This is a genomic window from Okeania sp. (genome assembly GCF_983059655.1).
The window spans coordinates 1-17537 of the sequence record NZ_CEZPJD010000073.1; the positions used below are offsets into that span (position 1 = coordinate 1).

Here is a 17537-nt window from a genome sequence, read left to right on the forward strand (position 1 = left end):
ACTAAAACTGGTGGTTCGATTTGTTGTTGTATGATTAAATCTTGTTCCATAGTTGAGTGTGTTGATTTTGTGGTTGGTTTTAGTGGATAGTAGCGATCGTTTTTGAGAAAGTTAAATACTGACCGCTACAAGAATATGCAGTAATTGTGACTTTTATAAACTAATTTCTTGATATCCAATAAGCCTGTAAAGGACTCATGGTTGCTCTTTGAATAAAGTCTTTGTCAGGACTTCTGCCTCCTGTTCCCCCAAATCCTTCAGGGGTTCGTGTTTCAAAGTGCAAGTGATTAGCAGAGTCAACTGTTCCCAAAACATCGCCCTTAGTTATCTCATCTCCTTGAGAAAAGTTGTTAATGTTTAAATGACCATAAACCCACTGGCCGTTACCAGATAAGCTCCTGATACCAATGAAGCTACCATCTACCCATTGAACGGTTCCTGGTGCAACTGCTTTTACTTCTGTTCCAGTTGTTGCACCTATGTCAATTCCAGCGTGCCAACTACCGAGACCCTCAAAATATCCAGGGTCCATATAGCCAGCTGTCATATCGTAGGGAGTTGTGTTTTCAAAAAGGTCTAAATTAAGATCCGCGTAAATTTCTTCTACTTCATCACTGGCGAGATTAGAATCGTAGAAATAGTCTGGCCAACCATCACTAAAGCCAGTATTGTCGCTGGTTTGCTCATCCCAATCAGCATCACTTAAAGATCGCAATTCAGGGAAATAGCTATCAGAGTCATTATCTGAACTCCAAGCTAAATCAAAATAGGCATCCCCTTCTCTCTCAAACAAAAAAGCATATACATAATGATCTCCGCTTGTTTCAGGTGTCCAACTATATTCTTTGGCATTTTGATCTCTGTAAGCAAAATCCCAGTCATCTGAAAAACGAGTCCAATTATCACCATCGGGACTTGTAAATATCCAGAACCCGTCGTCTCCTTGCACGGTAAAGTTGTAGGTCGTATTAGCATCAAAATATGCTTGATGCCAAGTTCCTACTATAAACTCATCTTCTCTTTCTCCTACAACAGAGCCATTACCCCAATCAACATCAATTCCATTTAATCCATCGCTACGTTTTACTATAGAAGTTTCTCCCAGAACATTAAAATCCCAATCATAAACCTTAGTTGTCCAATCAGATGACGAATGCTCTAATAAAACCGATCGCCCATCAATACTCACAATTAATTGGTCATCCTCAGCTTTTAACGCCGCTACTTCAGTCGCAGTTAACTCCTCTCCTCTAACACCAGCAGAAAAAATCGCTCCCTCATCTCCGGCAGCATCTACTATATTAATTTCATAATCAAAATAATGACCTATTTCCTCCAAAACTACAGAAGCGATCGCTCCAGGATTAGACGCATTTAGCTCTAGCCATTCCTGAGATATATAAATAGTCTCTGTTGCACCTGCAAAAGCTCCATCTGCTCCGGCAATATCGTCAGTAGAAACTACTTCTATTTCTGGAATTTGACTAAAGTCACCTGCTAACCACTGCTGAGTTATAGCATTAGCTGTATCTACATTCCAACTATCACCAAAAGCCAAATTCATTTTGTCTGAAAAATTAGGATCGGCAGCAAATTGTTTGAGTTGTTCGGAAACCTGGGAAGCTATTTCACCTGTTAATAAATCCTTACCTGCTAGTCCACTAATATTTAGTATACTGGGGTTGTTTGGAAGGAGTAAAGCGTCGCTGTCATCTGTTGTTTGAGTTGCAATACTAACTCCTAAAGTTACATCACTACTAGGAATATTATTTATCCCTAACATATCTGTTTCTTGATTACCAAAAGCAGCGATCGCCTGGTCTAAAAATCCTGTTCCCTCTAATATTTCTAAATCATTCATTGTTAGATTTCTATGAATTTTTATGAAAAAATCCACCCTATCTATAATAATAAAATTAATTATCCTCCCCATAGAATTAAATAAAATCAAGGATTACTAAATACAAGAAAATATCTATATCCGTAATTCTCTGGAGATGGTGATAGTTTTCGGAATTTTTATTCAGTGTTTACACTTATCTCAGTATTTTTAAGTAATAAATCTTACCTAAGCCAAATCAATCATAAGCGAGTTAATGCTAGGGTTCAACTAGCAAAAGTTAGGATTTTTGGTTATGCTTAGGTTAGGTGTTTATCTGCATAGCATAAAATGGCATCAAAAAAAGATGAAGTTTTTGCTGAAGCTGCAAAATATTGGGACTTAGAAAGACTCTATAAAGCTTTAGCAGCAGTCAAACGAAGAATCTCTCCTGGCTCTCGTAAGGGATTAACAGATACAGAAAAGCTTTATTTACGGGGAATTCTTTGTGGTCATAGCCCCGCAGAAATAGCTAAGAAACTATATAGAAGCCCTAAAGGTGTAGAGGTGTATGTGTGCAAAACTTTATACCAATATCTCAAGCAACTTGTGGATACATCAAGCGAACAGATGGGAAATTGGAGAAATATTCATACATGGTTGGAAGATGCAGGATATAAAACGCTCTCGTCTGTTGAATCTAAATTAAATCATAATTCTTTGCCTTCGGAGGCGCTGGTAAAGATAGTTGGTATGAATTTTGAGAACTCGAATACATTAAATATAGATATTAATATTCAATTATCATTTCCTTCAGATTCAGAAACAGAAGAGGCAGAATATTTAGGGGAATAATTATTCTAATTTATGCTATATAGCGCTGTGCGCAGGCAACAGGCAACAGGCAACAGGCAACAGGGGGAATAAATTGCCGTTTGCGCAGCATCTCCGTTGGAATAATATAAGACTTTTAGCTATTTGGCCTCTCCTGCAATTTGTAAATATACCAGCGCTCATTGCTATATCAAAAAAATCCTTAGTTGTAATACTAATATCATTTTCCAATAAGAGCGCAATATAACTCCATTCCACCTTTAATTAATGAGACTAAAAGAAAGTAGGGAAAGAAACAAAACTCAAATTTATAATTCTTCTTTGTCCTAACTACTCCCTACTCGCCACTCTCTATTTAAGATGAATTTGCCGTAATTGATCGATAGTTTCTACAGTTTTGAGAGAGGCAAGAATTTCTTCTAAAATCTGAATATTTTCAATAGTATTAATCTCTGAAAATACCTCTTTTCCTGACTCGCCAAATTTTAATTCTAATCCTATTTCTATTCCAGAAAGTATTCCACGTTTTTCACCTCTTTGTTCACCTTGTTGTTGACCAATTTCAATGCCACGTTGTTCACCAATTTTTACTCCTTCTTGTAATATTTGTTGATACCAAGGAGATTGTTGTAAAACTGCCATGTCCCACCTCATTATTTGTTGTACTATTTAGCTATCAGCTTTTAGCATTCAGCTATCAGCTTCTAGCAGATATGGGATTCCCCTGCAACCCAGCATAGGCAGGATAGGGGTTGAAATGCCCTTCTCGCACGTTAAAAAATAATCTTGCTGACTGCTGATTGCTGAGAACTGACCGCTTCTTTAATACAAATGTAGCAAAAAATGCTAGTAAATTTTCTAATTCTGAGAGTTGTTCATCCTCCCGTAAAAGTTGTAATGCTTGTCTGATAGTTCCTTCTTCTCCTCCATCTTTAAGAATAGGAACAAAAGGCATTCAACAATTAATAATTAATAATTAATAATTAATAATTACGCTAGAGGTACTGATAACTGATAACTGAAATGACTTACCCATTGTAAGTCTGAATAAATTATTTATTTGACAGTAAAATTGGCAATTTTTGTCACCGAAAAACTGGGTCTGAAGCTGACTATTTTAAGGTGATAAAAAACTGATAACTGATAACTGATAACTGATAACTGAAATTACCCATTCTACCCAACGACTAGGAGCAATTCCAATTATACGTTTACTACTAATATCTACTTTTTTTGCTTTTTTTGTCATCCTATAAATCTATAGCAATTATCAAATTATTGGGTACAAAATTCTCTAGGTTTCAGGGAACAGAGAGTAGTGGACTGACACACCTTAAATGGTGCATTAGATTTAATTCAAAAGTCAAAAGTCAAAAGTAAGAATTTTCAAGTTAAAAGCTAATGCACAGTTTTAGCTGTGTCAGTCCACAGTCCAGTAGGATAAAATAATTACAGCAGATTTCGGGCAAATGATGTACAGGATAAATCGTGAAAATCATGTAGCGTGGGCATCTTGCCTGCGTTTAGGCATCTTGCCCGCGCGGGTGTACCTCATAAAAACAGAAAGCGCTGTAATGTCGGTACCTGCTCCCTAAGAACGAAAATCATATCCTAATTCCAGCGCCTAACTCTTAGGCTCTATCCAAACTTTTATCCCTTCCACTCTGAGAGCTTGGTTGCGAGTACCACAATATGAACCATTAGAATAAACTGGTAAATCTCCCATATTCTGAACGTGAGCTGTATAGAATACATCATAATTGGCAGCTTGAATACCTGCAAGACGAACCGCAAATCCTTCTATTCTTCTAGCTTTGCCACGTTCCCCAGCTAATTTTCCTGTTTCTAACCAAGGAGTATCACCTATTCCAGAAACATGAGCCATGTATTCAAGGTTTAACCCAGGAATAGAGGGTTCTACATTTATTTGAAAAGCTTCTACACGAAAACCTTGGCCGCGAGTACCCGCATATTCTTGACTGCCAAAGATGCGATCGCCAATATTTTGTATATGAACTAAAACTTTCAACCCTACAGAAACTGTTGATGTTTGATTAGTAGTTTCTCCCAAAATCATATTTGGTTTTTCAACAGTGGGAGAATTTTGAGAGACTTCCACACCAGGAACAATAATAATTTCGTCTACAGGTTTTGTATTTCCAGGTGTTGGGTCTTCTAAAATCATCACATCTGGATCGTCAATAGTTGTTTGATTAGGTTCTGCACCACCAGAAGGTACTACTATTAAAGGTGGTAAACTTGGAGCGGTTGATTTTGTATTAGTTGTTTGAGTGGCAATATTTTGAGTTTTATCTAGTTCTTCTAGTGCCGGAAGTTTAACTCTAGATGTTGTGGGTGAAGGATCATTAGGAATGGTTAGTTTTCCTCTAGATATAGCTAACATTAGTTTTTTGCCAAAGCTGGCATTAACTTTTTCCTCTAATTCTAACCACTGCTCATCATCTAAACTTTTACCCTGTTTGACAAGTGTTAAGACTGCTGAAAGTGGATGTGTATTTGCAATTAAAGCTTGAGCATCATCTGGTAATTGATCGGATTTTGTATTAGAAATTAATTGGTATAATTCTCTAGCTTTTGCCTTAACTGCTTGTAAAGGAGGAAATTCTGGTTGTTCTTGATGAGCGATCGCCAAGATTTGATTAAGAATATCTAAAACTGGTTGACTACTTGATGATTCTGTGGTTGAAGCTAATGCTCTAATTAAGTTTTCTAAGTCTGTAAAGGAAAATATTGCTCCAGCAGAAACTTGAGATGTTTTTGCCAACTCTAGTCCCTGCTCTTTGAGAGTAGCAAAATCTCTACCATAGGCCATCAATTCTTCTAGTAAAGTTTCTGAAGGCGGAGTACCTGCATTTTGTAGCTCTTTAGCTGCCAGGGAGAGACGAATACCCAATTTAGGAAAATTTTCAGATAAAGATGCTAGTTTTTCCAATAAGTTCTCGACTGTTTCCATATTGTTGTTAGAGTATATAATCACAGCTTTATATTACTTTAGAAAATACATCTGAGTAATAAGAAAAAACTAAATTCTGATACCTATGATAAAAATGTTTGATGCTACCCTTAAAAATTTGAATGATGGTCGTATTCATAAATATGTAGTGACTCAAAATAGGCAACCAATAACATATAGTGAGGTTTTAAACTTATGGCAGTATGACTCATACTTCCGCTCTTTCTTCATTTCACTTTTATCTGAGTCTCCTTTTTCTGCCTATCGATGGGAAACACCACCCATTACTAAAGATACCGTAAAGCGCCAATTTGAATTTGTGTTGCTGAATTCTCCAGAGTTAACAAGCAACCCAGACAAAACCACATTTCGTGATTATTTCACAACTGATGATGTTAATAATGGAATTGTTGTATTTGAAAATTTAGGTAAAGATGCAATACTGGTAGTTCCATCTCCTAGGGATTCAAATTCCTCTTGGGAAGGAACGTTTTCAGCTTATTCTCATCTTGCAGCTTTCATTCGTGGTGCATCAGATGCTCAAAAACATTCATTGTGGCGAATTGTGGGACAAACTGTGCAACAACAAATTTCAGACTACCCACTTTGGGTAAGTACAGCGGGTGGCGGAGTAGCTTGGCTTCATGTGAGATTAGACTCTCGACCAAAATATTATGGGTACAAAAAGTATAGTCTATCAGATTGAGTCTAGAAGAACAAAAATAGGGATAAATAGAAAAATAATAGCTCTTCCTAGTTGCCAATTTGAGAGTTAAGATGCTAATGTTAGTATTAGTATGAGGGCGCGTAGCTCAGTGGATAGAGCACCAGATTCCGGTTCTGGGTGTCGGGGGTTCGAATCCCTCCGTGCTCGTTTAAATCTATGTCCTGTTTTTTTTACTCTGGCCCTTAACGAAGTCAGAAGTCAGAAGCGAGTATGTAATTCTGAGGTCCCCTATGGGGCGTATAAAGTGCGGAAGTAATTCTGCACACCGCCCCTCCAGAATGTAAGACATACTCAAGAAAGTCAGAAGTTATTTTTGTAACGGAGCTTTGAGTAAGCCTTCAAAAATATTTCGCCTTAAAAGGCCGGGTTTTAGACCCAATTATTTTGATAAATGAAAAAGTTATATCAAATCCTATAGCATTGATTTTATTCAGTCTTTAAAGATAGAAGTCTATATTTGAAGGGCGTTGGCAGAGCTTTACGTTAGCAAATGGCCATTAGCCCCTAAACATTGTATTAACGAAGGCAGAGGGCAGAAAGAACAATTCTATCCTTCCTTACTCTGTTGGTGTTGTTTCAGCTTCCGGTGGCATCACTTCAATAGGTATACCTTCCTCCTCTTGCCCATCCTGAGTTGGTAATGTGTCTCCAACGGGTGCTTTTTCTGCTGCTGTTGACTTTGCTGTATTACAGTTAGAACTATCAAAATTAAATTCATATTGATAAAGTCTTGAGCGATCGCTACTAGAAAAAGATTGATTATTGACTGCATCTATAGCTGCTCCATCTAACACTGAATGACCACTTTCTAGTAATAACTTTGGTCCATTAGTAATACTGCCATCTGGACTAACTAATACTCCCACAGTAGCTTTACCTTCTAACTTTTGCTCGCAAGCCGCTTCTGGATAAGCATCAGCAATAGTTGTAGGTTCAGTCAAATTATCTTCTTCTAATTCCAATTCTATTGCCCACTCTAGATAAGCACCCACAGCACCTAAAGCGATATCCCTTGATTGTGATTCTTCAGTAACAGCAGCTACCTTTTGCGGTTGTTTGATGTCCTCTGCTATATCCTGAATAGTCTTTCCTTCTCGTAACTGCCTAACTATTGGTGCTTCTGAGAGTCTGCCTTTTTTTGTAGGGTCTGGTGTTGGAGGAGTTGAAGGAGTTGGAGCAGCAGAAGGAGTTTCCTGAACTTCAACTTCTGATTGAGACTTATTAGTTTCAGTTGGTGCGGGAGTGGCAACAGCTACCTTTTGCGGTTGTTTGATGTCCTCTGCTATATCCTGAATAGTCTTTCCTTCTCGTAACTGCCTAACTATTGGTGCTTCTGAGAGTCTGCCTTTTTTTGTAGGGTCTGGTGTTGGAGGAGTTGAAGGAGTTGGAGCAGCAGAAGGAGTTTCCTGAACTTCAACTTCTGATTGAGACTTATTAGTTTCAGTTGGTGCGGGAGTGGCAACAGCTACCTTTTGCGGTTGTTTGATGTCCTCTGCTATATCCTGAATAGTCTTTCCTTCTCGTAACTGCCTAACTATTGGTGCTTCTGAGAGTCTGCCTTTTTTTGTAGGGTCTGGTGTTGGAGGAGTTGAAGGAGTTGGAGAAGTTGCTGTTGCTATAGGTTTTTTCTCTGTTTGAGTATTGGTATCATTTTGATTTGGAGCAATAGCAATTTGATTTTCCACTTTATCTTGGTAATTTCGTACAGGCCGTTTTAAATTAGCTGAGTATGACCCCCTAGCTGAATTTTCAACTATAGAAGTTTGCCCTTGAGGGTCTATTTCTAGAGTTGGACGACGTGATAAACCAGAGTCATAGACTTCATCTGTCAAATTCAAATTTTTTCTGATTTGATATTCATCTATTTCATTTTGATTTGATTGTTGTTGTTGGTCAACTCGAAATATCTCTGCTGGCTGACTATTTCTACTAGGTAATGGCGGCGGGGATATTGGTAATGAGGATCGGGGTATGGGTGGATAATTGTAGGAAAATTCGCTTGGGGATGGATTTCTGGGCAACCTAGAGACGGAAGGAGTGGATCTGGAGCGCGTAGAAGAGGATGAGGTAATAGAATCTTCTGGCGGTAATTCTGGTAACTTGTAATCTGAGGGGTCTACAGGTATTGTTGGTAATTCTGAGGATGATGATTCGGAGACAAAAGGTACTCCGCTTGGAGATGGTGGTGAAATAGGGGAAAGGTTGGATGGTACTGGTATGGTTGAGAATGTAATTTCTGGTTCTTCTGGTTGAGGCAGGAGTTCGAGTTGTTCTGGTGTTAATTCTATTAATCCTACTGTTGGTGGTAATTTGGCTTTCTCGGAGAATAGGGATAATTTTGGTAGGTTAATTCCTAATATGGCATGGATGCCCAAAGAGGTGAAGAGTGCTATCCATATTGGTTGACGGAGGGTGTCTATAATGGAAGGTTGTTCTATAGGTTGATTTAGGTCTAGGGAAGAAAAGTCAGACATATAAGGAAACTCCTATAACTATCAAATATACTTTATAAATAATATCGTTTTAATTTGCATTTTAACATTATAGGGAATAGGCAACAGGCAACAGGCAACAGGCAACAGGCAACAGGCAACCCACCCCTAATATCATGTCTGGTTGAATAGTTATAATTACACCTCGTAGTAGGGCTTTAGCCCTAATAGAAATCTCCGATAATCAAAAATTAAATCAATCCCATACGCATAAATCATCAATTATTTCCCCCTACTCCCTACTCCCTACTCCCTACTCCCTACTCCCTACTCCCTACTCCCTACTCCCTCTTTTCCGGAGAGGTCTAATATAGATATCTCAAGGGCTAAAGCCCTACTACAAACAAAAACTTTTTCGATCATTAATTATCGGGACATGATATAACCCCTCCTAGGACGGGAATAATTGATAATTTATGGATAAAAATTGATTTGATTTTGGATTTTTACCAAATGTCTATATAGACATCTCTACCAAAAGAGTAGGGACGTTGCATGCAACGTCCCTCCCTACTATCTATTCCTTATTCCCTTTCCCTATTCCCTATTCCCTATTTCCTATTTCCTTTCCCAAAGAGCGATCGCTAATCTCTAATAAAGAAATCGTCTGCTCCTAACGATGGACTACCTGTTAGAGTTGCAAATTGATCGCCATCACCGAAACCAGCTGCACTACCATTAGGATTATAGAATAAGTTACCATTGTTACTATTGTAAACAATGACTCCATCAGAGGTTGCTGCAGCAGCATCACTAGAAACTATATCAAACTCATCTGATATGCTGAAACCTGTTCCTGCATCACTATTGATAGCAGTAAAACTGCTGCGGTCGAGAAGAATTATGTCTCCTGGTGTTTGGGAAAAATCAGTAATTTCGTCTATACCAAAATCTTCTGGTTCAAATGCTTCATTACTATTGAAGATAAAACGGTCAATACTAGCACCACCGGTGAGTACATCGTTTCCTGCTCCACCATTCAGGCGATCGCGACCAATACCTCCTAGTAGAGTATCGTCGCCAGTTCCTCCTAACAAAATATCATTACCAGAGTTACCTACTATCAGGTCGCCACTAGCTCCTCCAAGTAGTTTATCGTTACCACCATCTCCACCTAGATCGTCCTCACCGTTACCACCACTAGCAGTGTCGTCACCAATACCACCATTCAAGTTGTCATCACCATCGTTACCCTTGAGATTATCATCACCAGCGCTGGGAGCAACAAAGTCATCACCATCACCAGCGTCAACTACATCATCACCAGCACCAGGATCGACGACATCACTTCCATTACCTGATTCGATATTATCGTCTCCATCACCACTATCAAAGAACTCATCTATATCTGCTTCTAGGTCATCGCTAGCTACAACATCGTCATTATCAGTACCGGGCATTTCTAGTAAAATACCACTGCCACCGCCATCTGAATTTCCGTCACCCCCACCTGGAGTAAAGTTGCTAGTATTTAGGTTCGCAATAAACAGACCTGAATCTAAGTCTTGGTCGCCAGTATCAGCAACGCCGAACTTGATGGTATTTACTCCCTGTTGGACGGGGGCAAAAACAGTCAGTTTAGAGCTAACTCCATCATATTCGATAGGAAGAGTATTATTGGCATTATCAATGAAGTTGCCTAATGTGAGATTATTGCTGATAACACTTAAAGGTTGAGTAAGATTGTTGTTGAATAATGCAGCATTGTTACCATTAACAAAGACTCCTGCTACATCCACAAAAGAGCTATCCGAGAACTCAGGAAACTCATCAGACCCAAAAATTAAATCAAAGGTTACAGACCTAACGCTGGGGTCTTCAATTACAAATTCAAATTCTAGAATGTTTGCATCCATAACCTCACCAGCTCCAGAAAAAGCACTGTTGGCCACAGCTTGCAGGTCAGAATCGAAGTTCCCCAATTGTCTAATACTATAAGCAGGCTGGGTATTTTGGTCTGGTGGGGAGCCATCGCCAGAAGTCAGCAATATGCCTGGATCGATTCCTAAAGGCAGAGTACCATCATAAAATGATGATTGACCAATGCCACTAGGGGAAGTGCCACCAACGCTAGCTGGGAATGGAACAACCGCACCTTCAAAATTTATAGATCCAGGTATGACTGTCAAGCTAGCTCCTGGATCTACAATTTCATCTACTAGGTCTTGGACTGTGTCTACTGTTGGATCGAATTCTACGAATGCCATATTTTCTATCTCCTAAAAAAAATTAACAAGTAAATTGGCACAAATTAATGTTGAGTTAAATTGTTGGTAGTTGTGCATTGTCATGGTATTGCCAGTGGGAGCATCTTGCTCCTGTTCTAAGTGTTGGTTGTTTCCGCTTACTATTGCTGCTAAAGGACTATCAAATTGTCTATTCTAGGGAATTGAATTTTGTACACTTGGTACAATTGACAATCATCCTCGACTCCTATCACAGCAAAGTCTCAGCTTGGTAGTTATACCTAACAAAGGGCAGGGATTTGAAATTGCCCAGAGTTCGATTGGTAAGAATGTCTTACCTTTTGATTAGCAGATCCCATAAAATTGACTTTGCCATGGCCTATTGTTTTCGCAGATTGTATATTTCTGAGCTAAACCGAGGTTATGCAAAAAAGAGATTTTTTAATTAAGGAAGTTATTAAGTGTATTGACTCCAACTCAACTATTACAGGACTTAGGCAAAAAAAATTTGTGGTACATTAACTGTAATGTATGTTGCAAAATACTCTACAGGTAAAGTCCTTGGGTAAGCCATTTATATCATTACTCTGGGGAGTAATAATAATATTTAATGATAGATTTTGAGCAGATATAATATGGCAACTCTCAACTATTTGTAACAAATCTGAATATAGACAAATAGAGAAAATGTCTGAAACTCTTACCCAGAATCATATGAGCTATTTTTATCTAATTTATATAGATGTTTTCTACACAAGCATTCTCAGAATTATTATATATTTATGTTATGAGTATATACAAAAAATTTTTGATAATCTGAACAGATGAAAGAATTTTATACCTGGAAAAAATACAGTTGTGCTTACGAATTTTATCCTCAGAAAGAAGGAGATGATTTTACCAGACCTTTACTATTACTGCATCCTATTGGAGTAGGTTTATCTAAAAATTTTTGGCATAGATTTTGTTCTTTATGGCAGGAGCGAGGTTTACTCAATCCTATCTATAGTCCAGATTTATTAGGGTGTGGTGAAAGTGATATGCCATCTGTGGCTTACTATCCTATGGACTGGGCTGAACAATTACAATATTTTTTAGAGACGGTTGTACAAAGACCAGTAATTTTAGTTGTACAAGGTGCTTTGTTTCCTGTGGCTGTATCTCTGGTCAAACTAAAGCAAAAATCAAGTTTAATTGATGGGTTGATATTATCGGGTCCGCCTCAGTTGGAATTGATGACTAAGGCTGATTCACTTGTTAGTCAAAAATTGAGATGGAATCTTTTTTATTCACCTATTGGTAAAGTTTTTTATCGCTATGCACGGAGTCGAAAATTTTTAGATTCTTTTTCTAAAAAACAGTTATTTGCGAATAAAGAAGAAGTAGATAAAAAATGGTTAGATACTTTAGAAAAAGGAGCAAAAAATCTCCAAAGTCAATATGCTGTTTTTTCTTTTTTAGCAGGGTTTTGGAGGCAGGATTTTAGTCAAGATATTGCTCAAATTAATCAACCTACTTTAGTGTTAGTAGGAAAGCAAGCTTCAACTATTAGTAAAACTAAGCAAATTGAAACGCCAGAGCAAAGAATTAATAGTTATTTAAAGTTGTTATATCGAGGAGAGGGTTGTCAAATATCAGGGCGAAACGTTTTACCTTATGAGTCAACAGCAGAGTTTATTGAAGCTGTTAGTAATTTTTTACAAAAGATTAGTTAATAGTTTGACAAGTTACAAAATGTAAGTATTTAGTTATTAGTTGTCAGCAATCAGCTATTGAACATATTCAAACAATAACTTTGGTTAGGTTATAGCCAATTTAATTAATGAATTTTAATTCTCCTTGCTGGATAATTTCCTTCTAGTATAATAATGATTTAATAACATATAGCTGATAGCTGATAACTCAGTTCCGACCATAGGAGGCTGGCTGACTGCTGTTTGCGGAGCATTCCGCAGAAAATGCTTACTACAAAATTAATCGCAAAATTAATCAAATGCAGAATAGGTATAAATCAAATGGATAAAGTCGCTAATAGTCTTGAAAAGAAGGAGAAAAAAACTACTATTTTGATTGTGGATGATAATCCAATCGATTTGAAATTGGTAATTACTGTTCTGGAAAGCTATAACTTTAAAGTATTAATCTCTGAAGATGGTGAAAATTGTTTGAAACAAGCAAAAGAAAGTAGCCCAGATATTATTTTGTTAGATGTTTTAATGCCTATAATTGATGGTTTTGAAATCTGTAAGCGCTTAAAAGCAATCCCAGAAACTAGAGATATTCCTGTGATATTTATGACTGCTTTATCAGATATAGAGGATAAAATTACAGGATTTGAGTTAGGAGCTGTAGATTATGTTACTAAGCCAATCATCATAGATGAGGTTTTAGCAAGAGTAAAAGTACATATACAGTTACGGCAACTAACTGAAAAATTAAAGAATAAAAATGTACTTTTACTAGAAGAAATTACACAAAGAAAAGCAGCAGAAGCAAAACTTAAAGAAACATTGCGACAGTTAAAAACAGCTCAAAAACAGATTATTGCTAAAGAAAAACTTGCGTACTTAGGTACTTTAACTTCAGGCATTGCTCATGAATTGTGTAATCCTCTTAATTTTATTCAAAATTTTGCTCAACTTTCTACAGATTTAGTTGAGGAACTCATGGAAGAATTAACTTTAGAAAGTGATAAAATAGAACCAGAAAAAGTTGAAGAATTTCAATATATTATTAATGATATTAAACAAAACTCAGATAGTATTTATCAACATGGTAAAAGGGCAGAAAAAATCATTAAAGGTATGGTAAGACACGCACAGGTTGACAACAATAGCTTGCAAGATAGTGATATTCATAATATGCTAAATGAGTCATTGAAGTTGGCTTGTAAAAAGCTGTGGGAAAAACAGAATGTTCCAATGAAAATTAAGACTAATTATGATAAATCAATTCATAAAATTAAATTATCATTTTCTGATATGTTTCAGGCTTTTATGAACATAATTGATAATTCTTGCTATGCTCTCAAAACTAAGTTAAAACAACAGGAAGCTGCTCATCAAGATTTTAATCCTACCTTATCTGTACAAACTTATAATTTAGGAGAAAAAGTAGCAATTCATATCAATGACAATGGTATAGGAATAAGCTCAACAATTAAAGATAAAATTTTCAACCCTTTTTTCACTACTAAATCTCCTGGAGAAGGGGTAGGTTTGGGTTTATCTCTAGTTCATCAAATAATTGTTGGACAACATCATGGCAGTATTAGAGTGGAAACTCAAGCGGGAGAATATGCTGAATTTATTATTGAAATTCCTATGACTAATTCTACAAATACTCTACCAGAGCAAGACCAAATTTAAGTATGTCTGAAAATTCATTTGAAAAAGATAGTTTGGGTTGGCAACTCCAAAAGTTACAACAAAAAATTGGCGAATGGTGGGAACTTCAAACTTCTCAAACAACAGCTAAATTACCAGGAGTAGATTTGCCTTCATGGTTGGATAGTCCCATAATATTAATAGTTGCTAAAGCATTGGCATGGCTACTTTTTGCTTTTCTATTGAGCTGGGTAGTGGTACAAATAATTAGACTGTTAAATCCTTATATTTATGGTATTCGCAATCAAATTAATTTGACCACAAAAATTAGAGAAAAATCTCAATTAGAATTATCAGTAACAACTTGGTTAAATCAATCGCAAAAATACCAAAAAATCGGCAATTATCGAGAAGCTTGTCGTTGTTTATATATGGCAATGTTACAAGGATTAAATGACCGGGGTATTATTTCCAATCTACCTAGTCGCACTGATGGAGAATATTTAGAATTAATTCAGCAGTTATCTCAGCCTAAAGCATATCAAAAATTATTCATTACTCATCAGCAATTATTATTTGGTAATTTAGAAGTTTCTGCTGCTGTATTTGCAGAATGCCAGCAAGCTTATCAACAAATTACAGATGAAAAAAACTAATAAATTTTGGATATTTGGGGCGATTGCTCTAATATCAATTATGATAATTACTATTTTTTTTGCCCCAGTAAATAATCAGTTAAATAGCGGTTCTACTTATAGTCGTGCCCCAGATGGATATGGTGCTTGGTACAAGTTTATGTTAGAAAAAGGCGCGGATATTGAACGCTGGGAAAAACCATTTATAGATTTAGAAAATAGTCAAGATATCAATTTACCAGTCACTCTATTACGGATTAATAATCAACTAGAAAATGAAGTAGTTAATGCTCAGATAGAAAGTTGGGTAAAATCCGGAAATATTTTGGTAATTTTAGGTATTAAAAAGCAGGTAACAAAGGCAGATTTTGCTACTATCCATGATACGGAAGTGGGAAAAGTTGAAATAGAAACAAGTCGCCGAGCAATAAAACCTGAGCTACAAAAAGAAGATAATTTATTAGGCGATCGCTACGGTGCAATAGTTTGGCAAAAACAGCTTGGCAAAGGAAAAATTATCTTAGCTACTACTCAGTATTTAGCTGCAAATGCTTATCAAGATATACCAGGAAATTATGAATTTTTAGCTCAACTTGTTACTCAAGATCAACAAAAAATTTTAGTAGATGAATATATTCATGGTTATAGAGACCAAGAAGTAATTAAGGAAGAGTTGGGAGAAAGTTTAGTTAATTATTTGCTTGAAACTCCCTTATTTCCAATTTTTATTCAGGGCTTAATTATTTTATTTATCCTGACTTTTGCTCAAAATCGTAGTTTTGCCAAACCGATAAAATTATCAGCACCAATAGTTGATAATAGTCAAGCTTATATTCAAGCTTTAGCAGGGGTATTACAAAAAGCAGAAAGTAGAGAATTTATTTTAGAAACTACAGGGAAAGAACAAAAAATTCAACTGCAAAAGAAATTAGGATTAGGCGACAATATAGTTGAAGATAAATTTTTAATAGATGCTTGGATACAACAAACTGGAGAGCCATCAATAGAATTAGAAAAGGTCCTAAAAATTCAATCTCAAAAGCGAAAAATTACCGAGTCAGAGTTATTAAATTGGTTAGATAAGTGGGAGAAAATATTTAGTCAGGGAATAGGGAATAGGGAATTAGCGAAGTCAGAAGTTAGAAGTCAGAAGTCAGAAGTTAGAAGTTAACCCACCCCTAACCCCTCCCAGGAGGGGAAGTAAACACCAGAATAATCAACATTAACTTGACTAAAATTAGCAAAAAAGTTATTCTGCGTATGTTAATTACTTAATAACTGAAGTGTTACATAAATAGGGTTTGCTGATTAAATTTTAAAGCATTTACAGATAAAGCTTTTGGCCTTTTTAGGTCTGAAATACCTTGGTTTTCAGCTCTTCATGCTCAAAAAGTTAGGATTTCTGGCGCATAGTTGGGCAGAAAAAATTATTCCCCTACTTCCCTACTCCCCTACTCCCGTACTACTTCAAAAAGACTTTTTCAGCAGGCCCTAAGTATAGTATTAATTCATGATAATTTGTATTCAAGCTAGCTGTTCCCTGTTCCCTATTCCCTATTCCCTAGCGCGTAGCGCTATAACTGAATTAAAATGACACAAACTAACTCAATATTTACTCAGCTATATCAGAACCTCAGTCAAATAATTGTCGGTCAAAATATACCTGTTCAACAATTATTAATAGCCTTGTTAACTGGAGGTCATGTCATAATTGAAGGAGTTCCAGGCACAGGAAAAACTCTCACAGTCAAAGTATTAGCTAGATTAATTCAAGCAGAGTTTAGCAGAGTTCAACTAACACCAGATATTCTACCATCAGATATATTAGGGACTAATATATTTGACCTCAATAGTCGCAATTTTACCTTAAAAAAAGGTCCGATTTTTACAGAAATATTATTAGCAGATGAAATTAATCGGACTCCACCAAAAACCCAAGCAGCTTTACTTGAAGCCATGGCAGAACAACAGGTAACATTAGATGGAGAAACTTTGCCATTACCAAATTTATTTTGGGTAGTTGCTACTCAAAATTCTCTAGAATTTGAAGGTACATATCCATTACCAGAAGCACAATTAGACAGATTTTTATTCAAGATTATTATTGATTATCCAGACACAGGAGCAGAAAAACAAATGTTGCTAAATTTGCAACAAGGTTTTGCGGCAAAAAGTATTCAAATAAATCAAATTAAATCTGTGGCAACGGTCGAACAAATAATTTTAATTCGTCAAGAAATAGAAGTAATTAAGGTTCAAGAAAAAATATTAGATTATTTATTAGCATTAGTTCAGCAAACCAGAAAACATCCAGATATAGCTTTGGGTGCTTCTCCGAGAGCGGCAGTCGCATGGTTACAAAGCAGTAAAACACAAGCTTGGTTAAATAATAGAAATTATGTAACTCCAGATGATATTAAAACAGTGGCATTACCTCTATTACGTCATCGGTTAATTTTGAAACCTGAAGCACAGTTAGATGGAATAATCATTGATAGTGTAATTAATTCTATATTGAAACAAGTTTCAGTACCAAGGTAATAA

At 36.5% G+C, this 17537-nt stretch carries 14 protein-coding genes and 1 tRNA gene; 8 read left to right on the forward strand and 7 right to left on the reverse strand.

The window, feature by feature from the left end:
- Positions 1-160: 160 nt before the first annotated feature.
- Positions 161-1861, reverse strand: a complete 1701-nt coding sequence (locus AC3DU7_RS06815; protein WP_488038601.1) for a M23 family metallopeptidase — start codon at positions 1859-1861, stop codon at positions 161-163.
- A gap of 309 nt (positions 1862-2170) precedes the next feature.
- Here AC3DU7_RS06815 and AC3DU7_RS06820 point away from each other — a divergent pair, with 309 nt between their 5' ends.
- On the forward strand, positions 2171-2674 hold the full coding sequence (locus AC3DU7_RS06820) for a DNA-binding response regulator (protein WP_488038602.1): 504 nt from the start codon (positions 2171-2173) through the stop codon (positions 2672-2674).
- Positions 2675-3004: 330 nt separating this feature from the next.
- On the opposite strand, the gene AC3DU7_RS06825 is transcribed toward AC3DU7_RS06820, so the two are convergent.
- From AC3DU7_RS06825 to AC3DU7_RS06840, 4 genes are all read right to left on the reverse strand, one after another.
- Complete coding sequence (locus AC3DU7_RS06825) at positions 3005-3307, reverse strand: hypothetical protein (protein WP_488038603.1); 303 nt, start codon at positions 3305-3307, stop codon at positions 3005-3007.
- Positions 3308-3350: 43 nt separating this feature from the next.
- Complete coding sequence (locus AC3DU7_RS06830; RefSeq protein ID WP_488038604.1) at positions 3351-3608, reverse strand: hypothetical protein; 258 nt, start codon at positions 3606-3608, stop codon at positions 3351-3353.
- Between the two features lie 162 nt (positions 3609-3770).
- Complete coding sequence (locus AC3DU7_RS06835; RefSeq protein ID WP_488038605.1) at positions 3771-3902, reverse strand: hypothetical protein; 132 nt, start codon at positions 3900-3902, stop codon at positions 3771-3773.
- A gap of 375 nt (positions 3903-4277) precedes the next feature.
- Complete coding sequence (locus AC3DU7_RS06840) at positions 4278-5627, reverse strand: hypothetical protein (RefSeq protein WP_488038606.1); 1350 nt, start codon at positions 5625-5627, stop codon at positions 4278-4280.
- A gap of 85 nt (positions 5628-5712) precedes the next feature.
- Between AC3DU7_RS06840 and AC3DU7_RS06845 the strand changes: the two genes are divergently transcribed.
- Together AC3DU7_RS06845 and AC3DU7_RS06850 are read left to right on the forward strand one after the other, a co-directional pair.
- Entirely contained in the window at positions 5713-6333 is a 621-nt protein-coding gene (locus AC3DU7_RS06845; RefSeq protein WP_488038607.1) for a DUF6940 family protein, read from the forward strand.
- 95 nt (positions 6334-6428) lie between these two features.
- A tRNA-Arg gene (locus AC3DU7_RS06850) sits at positions 6429-6501 on the forward strand.
- 410 nt (positions 6502-6911) lie between these two features.
- Here AC3DU7_RS06850 and AC3DU7_RS06855 read toward each other — a convergent pair.
- Positions 6912-8828, reverse strand: a complete 1917-nt coding sequence (locus AC3DU7_RS06855) for a TonB family protein (RefSeq protein ID WP_488038608.1) — start codon at positions 8826-8828, stop codon at positions 6912-6914.
- A gap of 602 nt (positions 8829-9430) precedes the next feature.
- Positions 9431-11053, reverse strand: a complete 1623-nt coding sequence (locus tag AC3DU7_RS06860; protein ID WP_488038609.1) for a choice-of-anchor L domain-containing protein — start codon at positions 11051-11053, stop codon at positions 9431-9433.
- Positions 11054-11856: 803 nt separating this feature from the next.
- Between AC3DU7_RS06860 and AC3DU7_RS06865 the strand changes: the two genes are divergently transcribed.
- The 5 genes from AC3DU7_RS06865 (at position 11857) to AC3DU7_RS06885 (ending at position 17534) form a co-directional block, all read left to right on the forward strand.
- Positions 11857-12747, forward strand: a complete 891-nt coding sequence (locus AC3DU7_RS06865; RefSeq protein ID WP_488038610.1) for an alpha/beta fold hydrolase — start codon at positions 11857-11859, stop codon at positions 12745-12747.
- Between the two features lie 300 nt (positions 12748-13047).
- Positions 13048-14400 (forward strand): hybrid sensor histidine kinase/response regulator, encoded by a 1353-nt coding sequence (locus tag AC3DU7_RS06870; RefSeq protein ID WP_488038611.1) that lies wholly within the window; start codon positions 13048-13050, stop codon positions 14398-14400.
- A 2-nt stretch (positions 14401-14402) separates the two neighbouring features.
- The gene (locus AC3DU7_RS06875; protein ID WP_488038612.1) at positions 14403-15014 is read left to right on the forward strand and encodes a DUF4129 domain-containing protein; all 612 of its coding nucleotides are present in this window, start codon (positions 14403-14405) and stop codon (positions 15012-15014) included.
- On the forward strand, positions 15001-16164 hold the full coding sequence (locus AC3DU7_RS06880) for a DUF4350 domain-containing protein (RefSeq protein WP_488038613.1): 1164 nt from the start codon (positions 15001-15003) through the stop codon (positions 16162-16164). The genes AC3DU7_RS06875 and AC3DU7_RS06880 overlap by 14 nt, the downstream gene beginning before the upstream one ends.
- A 419-nt stretch (positions 16165-16583) precedes the next feature.
- Positions 16584-17534: an AAA family ATPase gene (locus AC3DU7_RS06885; protein ID WP_488038614.1), complete on the forward strand. Its 951-nt coding sequence runs from the start codon at positions 16584-16586 to the stop codon at positions 17532-17534.
- Positions 17535-17537 lie beyond the last annotated feature (3 nt).

Excerpts from the sequence above, each read along its gene's own strand:
- AC3DU7_RS06815 (WP_488038601.1), bottom strand. The coding sequence starts at position 1,861 with ATGAATGATTTAGAAATATTAGAGGGAACAGGATTTTTAGACCAGGCG.
- AC3DU7_RS06820 (WP_488038602.1), top strand. The coding sequence starts at position 2,171 with ATGGCATCAAAAAAAGATGAAGTTTTTGCTGAAGCTGCAAAATATTGG.
- AC3DU7_RS06825 (WP_488038603.1), bottom strand. The coding sequence starts at position 3,307 with ATGAGGTGGGACATGGCAGTTTTACAACAATCTCCTTGGTATCAACAA.
- AC3DU7_RS06830 (WP_488038604.1), bottom strand. The coding sequence starts at position 3,608 with ATGCCTTTTGTTCCTATTCTTAAAGATGGAGGAGAAGAAGGAACTATC.
- AC3DU7_RS06835 (WP_488038605.1), bottom strand. The coding sequence starts at position 3,902 with ATGACAAAAAAAGCAAAAAAAGTAGATATTAGTAGTAAACGTATAATT.
- AC3DU7_RS06840 (WP_488038606.1), bottom strand. The coding sequence starts at position 5,627 with ATGGAAACAGTCGAGAACTTATTGGAAAAACTAGCATCTTTATCTGAA.
- AC3DU7_RS06845 (WP_488038607.1), top strand. The coding sequence starts at position 5,713 with ATGATAAAAATGTTTGATGCTACCCTTAAAAATTTGAATGATGGTCGT.
- AC3DU7_RS06855 (WP_488038608.1), bottom strand. The coding sequence starts at position 8,828 with ATGTCTGACTTTTCTTCCCTAGACCTAAATCAACCTATAGAACAACCT.
- AC3DU7_RS06860 (WP_488038609.1), bottom strand. The coding sequence starts at position 11,053 with ATGGCATTCGTAGAATTCGATCCAACAGTAGACACAGTCCAAGACCTA.
- AC3DU7_RS06865 (WP_488038610.1), top strand. The coding sequence starts at position 11,857 with ATGAAAGAATTTTATACCTGGAAAAAATACAGTTGTGCTTACGAATTT.
- AC3DU7_RS06870 (WP_488038611.1), top strand. The coding sequence starts at position 13,048 with ATGGATAAAGTCGCTAATAGTCTTGAAAAGAAGGAGAAAAAAACTACT.
- AC3DU7_RS06875 (WP_488038612.1), top strand. The coding sequence starts at position 14,403 with ATGTCTGAAAATTCATTTGAAAAAGATAGTTTGGGTTGGCAACTCCAA.
- AC3DU7_RS06880 (WP_488038613.1), top strand. The coding sequence starts at position 15,001 with ATGAAAAAAACTAATAAATTTTGGATATTTGGGGCGATTGCTCTAATA.
- AC3DU7_RS06885 (WP_488038614.1), top strand. The coding sequence starts at position 16,584 with ATGACACAAACTAACTCAATATTTACTCAGCTATATCAGAACCTCAGT.